We start from the raw sequence: 12,397 nt of genomic DNA on the forward strand, positions 1-12,397 counted from the left end.
GCGTCGTGCGACACCCGGGTGCGTGGTCCCGGGATCCCGGTGGACGCGGATCGGGCGGGACGGTGCGCCGCACACCGAGGATGGACGCCCAGGCGCAGCACAGGTTGCTCCTGGCAACCCGTGCCAGGGTAGTCACCCGGCGCGTGTCCCCGGGCAGGCTGTCCGCCGTGTCCCCGGGCGATCGGACCCGCTCAGGCCGGAAGTCCGTACCAGGCCCGGCCGTTGTCGGACAGCACCCGGGGAAGATCGTCACCGACCGCCTCGGCGATCGCCAGGAGATCGGCATCGCGGAACGAGCGCGGCGCCCGCGTGCCGGGCAGATCGGAACCGAACACCAGCGCGGTGGGATCGGTGGCGTGGATGCGGCGCATGGCCTCCACGATCCCGGCTCCCGGTCGGTCGAAGGCCAGCCGGCCGAAGCCGCTGACCTTGACCTTCGCGCCCCGCGCGACCCGGCCGAGCAGGGCGTCCAGGCCGTCGGCCGTCATCCCGAGGTGGTCGATGCCGAACGCCGGGAGCCTGTCGAGCACGGGGGCGAGCTGCGGCAGCACGCTGGACTCGACGTAGATCTCGGCGTGCCAGCCGACCAGGTCGTGGGCGAGCACGGCCTGGTCGACCAGGGTGTCCAGATCGGTGAAGGGGCCGCGGACCAGGTTGAACCGGAGCGCGCGCACCCCCGCGGCGTGCAGGTCGCGGATCATCACGGCGTCCGCGCCGGCCGGCAGTTGGGTGACCCCGACCCAGCCGTCGCCGAGTTCGGCCAGGGCAGCCCGCAGATACGTCTGGTCGTCGGCCTGGAACGACCCGGACACCACGGCCCCGCCCCGGACGTCGTGGTGGGCCATCGACCGCCGGTAGTCCGCCGCGGTGAACGGGTCGGGCAGGAAGCCGCGGTTGGGCACCAGCGGGAACCGGGGGTCGATGACGTGCACGTGGGCGTCGAACAACGGCAGGTCGGGAACGGGGGTCACCTGCTCACAGGCCCTTGGCCAGTTCGCGCTTGAGCACCTTGCCGGACGGGCCGAGCGGCATCTGCTCGACGAACTCCACCCGGCGCGGGTACTTGTGCCGCCCCATCTGCTCCCGCGCCCAGGCGATCAACTCGACCTCGGTCAGCGCGCCCGCGTCCGCCGTCCGGACCACCACGGCGCACACCTCCTCGCCCTGCACCGCGTCGCTCACGCCGAGGACCGCGACCTGGGCGACGCCCGGGTGTCCGGCGAGCACCTCCTCGACCTCGCGGGGGTACACGTTGAACCCGCCCCGCAGGATGAGGTCCTTCTTGCGGTCGACGATGGTGATGAAACCGTCGGCGTCCTGGGTGCCCAGGTCGCCGGTGCGGAACCAGCCGTCCACCAGCACCTCGGCCGTCGCGGCCGGGTTGTTCAGGTATCCGGCGAACACGTTGTGGCCGCGGATGACGATCTCGCCGATCTCCCCGAGGGGCAGCAGGTCGATCCGGCCCTCGACCTCGGCCGCCGCCACCGCCGCCTGCACCCCCCAGATCCCGCAGCCCACGGTGCCGGGCTTGCGGCCGAACACCTGCTGGTTGAACGTGGCCACCGGCGAGGTCTCCGACAGCCCGTATCCCTCGTAGATGTCGGCGCCGAAGGTCTCCGCGAACCGCTCGATGACGGTCATCGGCAGGCTCGCCCCACCCGAGATGGCGCGCCGCAGCGTGGGCCGGCGGTCGTCGGCCCGGGCCGCGGCCAGCAACCCGATGTACATGGTGGGCACGCCCTCGAACACGGTGACCCGTTCGGTGACCAGCAGGTCCAGCGCCGCGGCCGGGTCGAACCGCGGCAGCAGCACCAGGGTGGCACCGGCGGAGAACCCGGCGTTCATCGCGCAGGTCTGGCCGAAGGAGTGGAACAGCGGCAGGCAGCCCAGGATGACGTCGTCCGGGGTGAGGTCGATGACCGAGTTGGCCGAGACGGTGGCGTTCATCGTCATGTTCAGCTGGGTGAGGACCGCCCCCTTCGGGGCGCCGGTGGTTCCCGAGGTGTAGAGGATGACGGCCTCGTCGGTGGCCGCCCGCTCGGTGTAGCTGTCGATCGGGGTGGCCTGGGCCGCCGCCCGGTCCAGGGCGAGCGGGCGCTCCCCTACTTCCTTCTCCCCCGCCTCCTTCTCCCCCTCCGCCGCCGGCGGGGCCAGCACGGTGAGCAGGGGTACGCCCGCCTGCTGCGCCGCCTGCAGTGCCTGCGGGATGAGCGGGCCGCCGGCGACGATCATGGTGGCGGCGGAATCGGTGAGGACGTAACCGATCTCGCGCGCGACCAGCAGGGCGTGCACCGGGACCACGACGGCCCCCAGCGAGAGCACCGCGTAGTAGACCCGGGGGAAGTCCGGCACGTTCGGCAGCAGCACGGCCACCCGGCCCCCGGGACCGACCCCCTGCTCGCGCAGGACGGCGGCGTAGCGGCGGGTCTCCTCCCAGAGCCGGGCGTAGGTGATCCGGGAGGGGCCCAGCACGACCGCGTCCCGCTCGGGGTACCGCCGGGCGGACTCGGCCAGGATCGCGGCCAGGGACAGGGTCATCGGGGTGGACCACCTCTCACCGGCCTCGTCGCCGTGCGCCCATGGTAGGTCGCCGACCGGTACCCGACCGGGTGGACCGCCGCACCCCACCCGACCCCGCCCGCCGGCACCGGACACACGACCGCCCCGGGATGATCTCGCCGATCGGCCCGGGGCGGTGGTGGTGCGATGCGGTACTGGTGCTGCTCAGTCGCAGGCGGCGCGGACCAGGTCGTCGGCGGTGGCCAGCTCGGGGGCGCCGTCACCGGTGGCCTCGTAGGCGCGGATGGCGTCGACCTTGGCCGCGGAGGCCGAGGTGGTGTCGAACTCGTACCCGAGCCACTCGCGGGCGAGCCGGCGGGCCAGCTCGACGCCGATGACCCGCTGGCCCATGCACAGCACCTGCGCGTCGTTGGACAGCACCGCTCGCTCGACGGAGAACCCGTCGTGGGCGGTCACGGCGCGGACGCCGGGGACCTTGTTCGCGGCGATGGCCACACCCAGGCCGGTGCCGCAGATGAGCAGCGCGCGGTCCACGGTGCCGTCCGCCACCATGCGGGCGGCGGCCACGGCGACGTGCGGGTAGGCGGTGGTCTCGTCGCCCTTGACGCCGACGTCGCGGACCTCGGCGACCCGCGGATCCTTCAGCAGATCGGCCTTGATGGTCTCCTTGTACTGCAGGCCGGCGTCGTCACAGCCGACCACGATCTTCCACTGCTTGCTCATCGCTCTCCCTCTGCTCGTTCGCTGTTCATCGTCTGCTCGTTCATGGCCGTGCACACCCGTCTGCGAGCGCTGGGCGTCCGGCTGCACCGGCGTGCGGTCCGCAGGTCCGTCGTCCAGTGTCCTCGCCCCGGTCCGGTGTCCGCGACCGGCTCAGCCGCGGACCTCCGCCACCACCCGGCGCAGGTTCGCCGGATCGTGCGCGAACCGACCGAGGAACAGACCGTCCACCGCGCCGTCCAGGGCGGCGAACGTGCCCGGGCCCGCGCTGCCGCCGTAGATGAAGCGCAGGCCGGCCTGCGGGGTGCCGTTCTCGGCGATCGCCCGCAACGCGTTCACCACCGCGACCACGTGCTCGGGCGGCGCGGGTTCCGCGGCCCCGATCGCCCACACCGGTTCGTAGGCGAACACGACCGGGCTGCCCGCGGGCAGGGCGGCGAGCACGCTGCGGACCTGCGGCACGCACTCCCGCACCGCCGCGTCCACCTGTTCCTGTCCTCCCGGCCCGCCGAGCGCACTGCCGTCACCCAGCTCGCCGACGCACACGATCGGGGTGAGGCCCGAGCGCGCGGCCGCCGCGGCCTTGGCCGCGGCGATCTCGTCGGTCTCCCCGAACAACCGCCGCCGCTCGGCGTGACCGACCTCGACGAACGAACACCCGGCGTCGGCCAGCATCGGTGCGGACACCTCACCGGTGTAGGCGCCGGAGTCCTCCCAGAACACGTCCTGGGCGCCGTACGCCACCCCGGTACCGGCGAGCAGCTCGGCGGCATCGGCGATCGCGAGATAGCTGGGCAGGACGAACATCTCGACCCCGCCGGCCTCGGGCGCCACCTCGGCCACGGCGCGCAGCCAGGTCCGGGTGCGGGCCCTGTCCAGGTACATCTTGAGGCTGACACCCACCACCGAGGTGCGCGTCGGCTTCGGCTGCGTCATGACGGCTCCGATCAGATCTGGACGGGCTGCTTGGGCAGGATCCGGCGCAGGTACTCCCGATTGGTGGCACTGACCGACAGCCCGTCGCCACCGTAGTGCTCGGTGCAGAACGCACCGCGGTAGCCCAGCGCGATGGCCATCTTCACCGCCTTGCGGTAGTTGATGACGCCGTACTCCATCGGCACCGGGGCGGTGGTGATCAGTCCGGTCGACTCGTCCTCGTCGCGCGTGTAGTTCTTCACGTGCCAGTAGTTGGCGTAGGGCAGGGTCTTCTCCGCCATCACCTCCCAGTGCTCGACCGGGCGGTGCAGGCGGACCAGGTTGCCCAGGTCGGGGTTGAGCCCGACGTTGTCCAGGCCGACGTCCTGGACGAAGCGCGCCGAGCTGTCGGCCGTGCCGAGGTAGGTGTCCTCGTACATCTCGAGCGTGATGCCCAACCCGACCTGGGCCGCGTGCTCGCCCAGTTCCCGGGTGCGCCGTACGGCCAGGTTCCACACCTCCGGGTCCGGGTCGTCGATCGGCCCCTGCACCGTCCAGAACCACAGCGCGCGCTTCTGCTCCGGGGTGAGCGCCCGGAAGAACCCGAACGACACGACCGAGGCGCCGACCGTGGCGGACGCGTCGATGACCCGGTGGCCGTAGGCCAGGTACTCGTCCCCGAACTCCGGGTCGACCACGCTGCGCCGCGCGGTGGACACCGCCGGGATGGTGAGTCCGGCCGCGGCGATGACGTCCTGGAACTCGGTGAGCCGCTCGGGGCTGAGATCGGCGATGCGCAGCCAGGAGTCGGTCGGGTCGATCTCGGTGAAGCCGGCGTCGACGACGTCCTGCACCGTCTCCGCCCACCCCTGCGCACTCTGGTCCTGCGGGGAGGATCCGTCGGGCAGGGCGCCGGCGTAGGAGATCATCGCCGCGGCGATGGGCCAGTTCTCGTTGTTCAGCGCGGTGGTCGGGCCGGTGGTGGCCATGGGGTGCCTTTCTCGGGGCGGTCGTGCGGGGAGGGGACAGGCGGCCGGGTCAGAGGAGTTCGTCGGCCTTGTTCTTGAACCGGTAGGTCATAAACATCATCACCGCGGCCACGAACGGCAGGATGCCGAGCGCGACGACACCGGCGGGGCCGTCGGAGTCGAACCAGCCGTTGACGATGTTGCGCAGGTTGGGGGCGACGAACCCACCCAGGTTGCCCAGCGAGTTGATGAGGCCGATGCCCGCGGCCGCCGCCGTGCCGCTCAGGAACGCGGTCGGGTAGGACCAGGTCACCGGACCCACCGCGAGGAAGCTGCAGACGGTCAGGGTCAGGAAGATGATGCCCAGCGTGGGCAGCGAGTTGGACCCGGCGTAGGCCGCCCCGAACAGGGACAACCCGGTGGTGATGAACAGGACGACACCGAACTTGCGGCGGCGCTCCACGGTGGTCGCCGCCTTGCCCACGAAGTAGCAGGCGAAGATGCCGAAGAACCACGGGATCGCCGAGAGCAGTCCGACCTGCAGTCCGACCTTCGTCCCGGTCAGCGCGGACACCTGCTGCGGCAGGTAGAACGTCACGCCGTAGACGGCGATCTGCAGGCAGAAGTAGATGACCGTGAAGTACCAGACCTTGCCGTTGCGCAGCGCGGCACCCACGCCGCGTGGCCCGGTCTCGTCCTTGACGGTGTCCTCCAGGGCCATGATCTCGGCCAGCGCGGCCTTCTCCTCGACGGACAGGAACTTGGCCTTGGCCGGGCTGTCGATGAGGAAGAACAGGCAGGCGATGCCCGCGAGGATGGCCAGCCCGCCCTCCACGGCGAACATCAGCTGCCAGCCGCGGATGGACCCCAGGTCGTTGCCGACGTTGATCAGCCAGCCGGACAGCGGGCTGCCGATCATCTGCGAGAACGGCTGCGCCAGATAGAAGATGGCGAACATCTGCACGCGGACCTTGTTCGGGAACCACTGCGAGAGGAACAGGATGACGCCGGGGAACAGGCCGGCCTCGGTGACGCCCAGCAGGAAGCGCAGCAGGATGAACGAGGTCGGGCCCTGCACGAAGGCGAAGCAGGCCGAGACGATGCCCCAGGTGATGGCGATGCGGGCCAGCCAGATCTTGGCGCCCACCTTCTGCAGCAGAAGGTTGCTCGGGATCTCGAAGATGGCGTAACCGACGAAGAAGAACCCGGCGCCGAACGCGTAGGCGGAGGCGGAGATCCCGCGGTCGACCTCGAGTCCCGCCTCGGCGAAGCCGACGTTCGTGCGGTCCAGGAAGGACACGACGTACAGGATCACCAGCATCGGCATCAGCCGCTTGGCGGCCTTGCTGATCGCGGACTTCAGGACGGGTGACTGGAGCAGCTCACGGCTGGTCTTGGGGATGGGGGTGGTGGACATGATGGGCTCCTGCGGGGAGGGGAAGCCGGGAAGAGGGCGGCGGACCCGGGATGCCGGGTCGGCCGGGGCGGGCGGCCTCGGGATGCGGAGGTCGCGGCGGGGGCCACGCCCGGCGGAGGCCGGGCGGATCGCGGACCCGCCGGGGCGGGAGAGCCCGGGGTCAGAGCGAGACGAGCAGCAGGACCAGGGCGACCAGCAGGATGACGATGCCGACGGCCAGGTAGATCTTGCGTTCCCGGCTCCACGCGGGAGCGGGGGTGGCACGGGCGGAGTTCGGACGGGCCGGTTCCGGGGCGGCGGGGTCCGGGCGGGACGGGCGCGGGCTGGACATGACGGCAGCTCCTAGTGCATGTAGAGGCCACCGTCGACATTCAGCGTCTGGCCGGTGATGAAGCCGGTGTCCTCGCTGATGAGGAAGGCGATGGCGGCGGCGATGTCGAGGGGGCTGCCGATGCGGTTGGTGAGCAGATCGGCGGCGAGCTCGTCCTTGCGGTCCGGGCTCAGCGTTCCGCCCATGATGTCGGTGTCGATCGGGCCGGGAGCGATGGCGTTGACGGTGATGTCGTACGGGCCCAGCTCACGGGCCACCGCGCGGGTCAGACCGATGACGCCGGCCTTCGCCACCGAATAGGGCGTCTTGCTGAACGTGCCGCCGCCCCGCTGCGCGGAGATCGACGAGATGTTCACGATGCGGCCGATGCGGTTGCGCACCATGGTCTCGGCCACCCGACGGGTCGCGTAGTGCACCCCGTTGAGGTTGATGTTCAGGACGCGGTCCCACTCGGCCGCGTCGAGCTCGAGGTACGGGACCGGGGAGCTGACCCCGGCGATGTTGGCCAGGGCGACGATCTGCGGCAGGGCCGCCTCCAGCTCGTCGATCGCGGCGCGGACGGAGGTCTCGTCACCGATGTCGGCACCGGCGCCCGCCGCCTGCACACCGTGCTTCTCGGCCAGCTCGGCCGCGAGGGCCTTGCTGGCGGCGTCGTCGAGGTCGATGACCCCGATGTTCCACCCCTGGGCGGCCAGGTGGTCCACGGTGAAGCGGCCGATGCCCCGGGGGGACACCGCGCCGGTGACGATCACCGTCCTGGCACTCGGGAACTGTGTCATGGCAGGCCTTTCCGCAGTCGTTCCGGGCCGGACGCCTCCCCGGCCGGGGAGGCGACCGCGGCGGATCAGTTGATGGGGGCGGGACCGAGGTCCTCGAGGAGCTTCTGCATCGCGACATACGCCTTGTTGCGGTACGCGATCAGTTCGGGGGTCCGGTCGGCCGGGACGTTGAGGAAGCCGGCGCCGGTCTTCGTGCCGAGCTTGCCGGCGGCGACGAGGTCGCTGAGGATCTTCGGGGTGGCGAACCGCTCCGGGAAGCCGGTCTGCAGGGACTTGTAGCAGAAGTCGTAGACGTCGAGCCCGGCCATGTCGGCGATGGCGAACGGACCGAAGAACGGGAGTCGGAAGCCGAACGTGGTGCGCACCAGCGTGTCGATGTCCTCGGCCGTCGCGGTGCCGTCCTCGACGAGCTTGGTCGCCTCGTGGAAGAGCGCGTACTGCAACCGGTTCAGCACGAACCCGGTGACGTCCTTGACGACCGCGGTCGACTTGCCGGAGGCGTGCACGATGTCCTGCGCCCGGGCGACGACATCGGCATCGGTGCCGGCGTGCGGGATGATCTCGACACCGGGGATGAACGGGGACGGGTTGGAGAAGTGCACTCCGAGGAAGCGCTCCGGATTGCCCACCGCGTCGGCCATGTCGCCGATGGAGATGGTCGAGGTGTTGGACCCGATGATGGCGTCCGGCCGGGCCGCGGCGGTGATCTGCCGCAGGGTGTCGTGCTTGATGGCCAGGACCTCGGGCACGGCCTCCTCGATGAAGTCGGCGTCGGCGACGGCCTGGGCGAGCGACTCCGCCGGCCACAGGTTCTTCTGCAGGGTCTCGGTGGCGCCGGCCGGGAAGAGTCCGTCGGCCACGAAGTCCTTCGACTCGGCGATGAGCCGGTCGAAGTTCCGCTGCGCCACCTCGGCGCTGACGTCGGCGAGAGCCACGCGGGCCCCGGCCAGCGCGAGCACCTGGGCGATGCCGCCGCCCATGTATCCGGAGCCGACGACGGCGATCCTGCGGCCGTCCAACGATGTGGTCATGTGGTGTCCTCTCGGTGGTGCTGGTGCGGATGCGGACGGCCGGGGTCCCCGTGCGGGACTGCCGCGGGCCTGGGCCCGTCCGGGACTGCTGTGCTCCGCGGCCCCGGGCAGGGCGCGCGGACGGTGTCAGGACCGGCCGGGCCGGAAGCTCTCCGCCAGGGCGGTGGTGATCAGGCCGAAGGAGATGGCGCCGGGATCGGCGTGGCCGACGCTCTTCTCGGCGAGCGGACGGGCCCGGCCCTTGCGGGGACGGAGCTCGGCGGTCGCCTCGGCCGCGGTGGTGGCGGCCCGGGCCGCGGCGTCGAACGAGGAGACGGGGTCTCCCCCGGCGATCTGCGCGGCGAAGGTCTCGGCGAACGGCAGGAGGGCGTCCACCATGGTCTTGTCACCGAGTTCGGCCTTGCCCAACCCGGTGATGGAATCGGCGAACGCCTGCACGGCGCGGGCGGCGTCCTGCGCGTCGTAGCTCTCCCGGTTGCCCAGGGTCAGCCCCACGGTGATGACCGCGGTGCCCCAGAGCGCGCCGGAGGTGCCGCCGGCCTTCTCGCTCCAGGCCTCGCCGGCGCGGGTGAGCACGGTCTGCACGCTCTCCCCGTCGGACTCCCGGGCCGCTGCCACGGCGCCCTCGATGCCACGGCGCATGCCGATGCCGTGATCACCGTCCCCGGCGATGGCGTCCAGATCACCCAGCGCCTGCTCGTGTTCCTCGACGGTCGCGCGGATGGACTCCAGGGCGGCGATCGCGCTGCGCCCCAGGGCGACGGCCGCCGGGGTACCGGCCTGGACCGCTTCCGCGGTGGCCTCGGTGAGTTCGGCGGCGTCGCGTTGCGGGCGGGCGTCGGCGGTGCCCTTGCGGAAGGCGGGCGTGTCGGCGGGGGCGGACCACCAGGTGGCCAGCTCGTCGTCCAGCCAGAACAGGGTCAGCGAGACGCCGGACATGTCCAGGCTGGTGACCAGCTCGCCGCACTCCGGCTCGACGATCTCCAGATCGGCGGCCAGCAGCAGCTTCTCGATCTTCCCGTACAGCAGGAAGAGCTCGTCGTACTTGACCGTGCCCAACCCGTTGACGATGACGGCGACCCGACTGCCCGCGTCCTCCGGCTTGTCGGCGAGGAGCTTGTCGACCAGCAACCGGGCCAGCTCGGACGCGGTGGGCATGGGGTGCTCGGAGATGCCGGGCTCGCCGTGGATGCCCAGACCGAGGGACATCTGGCCGTCGGGGACGGTGAACAGCGGGGCGTCGGCACCGGGCAGGGTGCACCCGGCGAAGGCGACGCCCAGGGTGCGGGTGTGGTGGTTGGCCTTGCGGGCCAGGCGTTCCACCTCGTCCAGGTCCAGCCCGGCCTCCGCGGCGGCGCCGGCCACCTTGAAGACGGTGAGGTCGCCGGCGATGCCACGACGCAGCTCGATCGTCTCGATCGGTGCACTGGCGATGTCGTCGGTGACCAGCACGGTCCGGGTCTCGATCCCCTCGGCGTTCAGCCGCTGCTGCGCCTGACCGAAGTGCAGGACGTCGCCGGCGTAGTTGCCGTAGCTCAGCAGCACTCCCCCGCCGACCTGCGAGGCTTTGGCCACCCGGTACACCTGACCGGCGGCGGGCGAGGCGAACATGTTGCCGCAGGCGGAACCGGCCGCCAGTCCCGGGCCGACCAGCCCGGCGAAGGCCGGGTAGTGACCGGAACCGCCACCGATGACCACGGCCACCTGACCGGGCGTCATCTCGGTGGACCGGACGACGCCACCGTCGACCCGGGCGACGTGACTGCGGTTGGCGGCCACGAAACCGTCCAGTGCCTCGTCGGCGAAGGCGGCGGGATCATCGAACAGAACAGTCATGATTCCTCATTGAATCTCCGGCGGATCGGCCCACTGCTGTGGACGACGGTCCGCGCTCCGGTCAGGTGCCGTGCGGCCCCATCAGCATTCGGGGCGTTTCCTATAGGATCTACGCATGTGAGGTCGGTGTCAAGACCCTGCGCGCCGGCTCAGCGCCGGGGATGGGCCATCGGGATGTCCCGGGACCGCACGTCGCCCAGCGCCCGGGCCTTGACCCCCGCCAGGTGGGCGACCATCGCCTCCCCCACCGAGTGCGCCGCTCCGGTCCGGAACGCCGCCAGGATCGCGGTGTGCTCCTCGATGGCGGCCTCGGCATCGGTCACCCCGACCCCGTTGAAGTAGCGGAATCGTTGGATCTGACCGCCGAGTCCCTCGTAGGCGGAGAGCAGGAAGCGGTTGCCGGAATGCTCCGCGATCAACCGGTGGAGCCGCTCGTCGGCCTCCCAGTAGTCGCGGAACTCGGCGAACGACCCACCGCGGGGTGCGTCCCGCAGATCGGCCACCGACCGCGCGAGTTCGGCGACGAGTTCCGGGGTGGCGCGCTCGCAGGCACGCATTGCGGTGACGGGCTCCAGGACCAACCGGGCGTCCATCAGCTCGCCCAGCTCCTCGGTGGTGAACAGCGGGGCCACCCGGTACCCCTTGAGGGCCACCCGGGTCACCATCCCGGTGGACTCCAACCGGGCCAGCGCCTCGCGGACCGGGGTGGGCGAGACGTCGAGATCCCGGGCCAGTCCGTCGATGCTGATCCCGGCCCCGGCCGTGAACCGGCCGTCCATCAGCCCGGCCAGGACTTCCTCGTAGACGCGATCGGTCAACACCTGCCGATTGACGGCACGCGGACGCACTCCTCCGGGCATCTGCGGGATCCTATAGGCATGCCGCGGACGCTGTCCGGGTCGGCGCCCGCAGCCGGTGACCCGGCCGGGCCGCCTCACGGCCGCGTCGCGGGGGACAGCACGGTCACCACCGTCGAGTCGTCCTGGGCGCCCAGCCCGTTGGCCTCGGCGATCAGGTAGAGCTGCTGTGCGGCCGCCGCCAGGGGCAGCGGCACGTGGGCCTCGCGACCCACACCGGTGACGATGCCCATGTCCTTGACGAAGATGTCGATGCGGGACTTCACCTCGGCCGGTTCGTCGGTGTAGGCCTGGAGCATCCGCGGGCCGCGATCGCCGAGCATGAACGACCCGGCCGCGCCCTGGGCCAGCGTGCCGACGACGACGGCCGGGTCGAGGCCCAACCCGCGGGCCAGGGCGACGGCCTCGGCGGCCGCGGCGATGTGCACGCCGGCCAGCAGCTGGTTGATGGTCTTGAGCGCCTGACCGTCCCCGGGTCGCGGCCCGACCACCGTCAGCGTGGAGGCGAGCCGGTCCAGGACGGGGCGGACCTGCTGCAGCGCAGCGTCTTCCGCGCCGACCACGATCAGCAGGTCGCCCTGCCCGGCACGCACCGGTCCCCCGCTGATCGGGGCGTCGACGAGGACGTGCCCGGTCGCCTGCAGCCGCGCGTGCAGCTCACGCGCCGCGTCGGGGCCGATGGTGCTGGTCAGGATGACGACGCCACCGGGGCGCAGCGTGCTCGTCACGCCCCCCTCGCCGAACAGCGCCGCCGACGCCTGCTCGTGGTCGCGGACGGCGAGCAGCGCCACGTCCGCGGCGGCGGCTGCCTCGGCCGGGGTGCCGGCCTGCCCACCACCGGCCGCCACGAGCAGATCCCGCCGGGCCTGGGCGATGTCGAAGCCGGTGACGGGGAAGGCGCCGGCCAGGTGGGTGGCCATGGGGAGCCCCATGGCCCCCAGTCCGATGACGGCGACGTGCGGAGAAGTGTTCTGCGGCATGACGTGTCCTGTTCAGGGGTGGGGGTCGGGGCGGAGGGTGCGG

General features: G+C 71.6%; 12 protein-coding genes. All 12 read right to left on the reverse strand.

Annotated features, from left to right (window positions below):
- Window positions 1-191: 191 nt before the first annotated feature.
- The 12 genes from J2S58_RS08485 to J2S58_RS08540 all read right to left on the reverse strand — a co-directional run bounded on the left by J2S58_RS08485 (window position 192) and on the right by J2S58_RS08540 (window position 12,354).
- Complete coding sequence (locus tag J2S58_RS08485; RefSeq protein ID WP_205255760.1) at window positions 192-971, reverse strand: amidohydrolase family protein; 780 nt, start codon at window positions 969-971, stop codon at window positions 192-194.
- A gap of 4 nt (window positions 972-975) precedes the next feature.
- A complete protein-coding gene (locus J2S58_RS08490; RefSeq protein WP_205255759.1) occupies window positions 976-2,538 on the reverse strand; it encodes a long-chain-fatty-acid--CoA ligase in 1,563 nt (520 codons plus the stop codon).
- A 186-nt stretch (window positions 2,539-2,724) separates the two neighbouring features.
- Window positions 2,725-3,243: a ribose-5-phosphate isomerase gene (locus tag J2S58_RS08495; protein WP_205255758.1), complete on the reverse strand. Its 519-nt coding sequence runs from the start codon at window positions 3,241-3,243 to the stop codon at window positions 2,725-2,727.
- Window positions 3,244-3,393: 150 nt separating this feature from the next.
- Window positions 3,394-4,176: a triose-phosphate isomerase family protein gene (locus tag J2S58_RS08500; RefSeq protein WP_205255757.1), complete on the reverse strand. Its 783-nt coding sequence runs from the start codon at window positions 4,174-4,176 to the stop codon at window positions 3,394-3,396.
- An 11-nt stretch (window positions 4,177-4,187) separates the two neighbouring features.
- Window positions 4,188-5,144: a sugar phosphate isomerase/epimerase family protein gene (locus J2S58_RS08505; RefSeq protein ID WP_205255756.1), complete on the reverse strand. Its 957-nt coding sequence runs from the start codon at window positions 5,142-5,144 to the stop codon at window positions 4,188-4,190.
- Between the two features lie 49 nt (window positions 5,145-5,193).
- Window positions 5,194-6,540, reverse strand: a complete 1,347-nt coding sequence (locus tag J2S58_RS08510; protein WP_205255755.1) for an MFS transporter — start codon at window positions 6,538-6,540, stop codon at window positions 5,194-5,196.
- Between the two features lie 160 nt (window positions 6,541-6,700).
- On the reverse strand, window positions 6,701-6,871 hold the full coding sequence (locus J2S58_RS08515) for a hypothetical protein (protein ID WP_205255754.1): 171 nt from the start codon (window positions 6,869-6,871) through the stop codon (window positions 6,701-6,703).
- A gap of 11 nt (window positions 6,872-6,882) precedes the next feature.
- On the reverse strand, window positions 6,883-7,650 hold the full coding sequence (locus J2S58_RS08520; protein ID WP_205255753.1) for an SDR family NAD(P)-dependent oxidoreductase: 768 nt from the start codon (window positions 7,648-7,650) through the stop codon (window positions 6,883-6,885).
- Window positions 7,651-7,715: 65 nt separating this feature from the next.
- Window positions 7,716-8,681, reverse strand: a complete 966-nt coding sequence (locus tag J2S58_RS08525) for a 3-hydroxyacyl-CoA dehydrogenase family protein (RefSeq protein ID WP_205255752.1) — start codon at window positions 8,679-8,681, stop codon at window positions 7,716-7,718.
- A gap of 126 nt (window positions 8,682-8,807) precedes the next feature.
- Window positions 8,808-10,517 carry a dihydroxyacetone kinase subunit DhaL gene (gene dhaL, locus J2S58_RS08530; RefSeq protein ID WP_205255751.1) on the reverse strand — a complete coding sequence of 570 codons (1,710 nt, stop codon included), beginning with the start codon at window positions 10,515-10,517 and terminating at the stop codon, window positions 8,808-8,810.
- A gap of 149 nt (window positions 10,518-10,666) precedes the next feature.
- Window positions 10,667-11,377 (reverse strand): GntR family transcriptional regulator, encoded by a 711-nt coding sequence (locus J2S58_RS08535; protein ID WP_205255750.1) that lies wholly within the window; start codon window positions 11,375-11,377, stop codon window positions 10,667-10,669.
- Between the two features lie 74 nt (window positions 11,378-11,451).
- On the reverse strand, window positions 11,452-12,354 hold the full coding sequence (locus J2S58_RS08540; protein ID WP_205255749.1) for an NAD(P)-dependent oxidoreductase: 903 nt from the start codon (window positions 12,352-12,354) through the stop codon (window positions 11,452-11,454).
- Between the last annotated feature and the right edge of the window lie 43 nt (window positions 12,355-12,397).

The organism is Nakamurella flavida (assembly GCF_030811475.1).
Classification (GTDB): domain Bacteria; phylum Actinomycetota; class Actinomycetes; order Mycobacteriales; family Nakamurellaceae; genus Nakamurella; species Nakamurella flavida.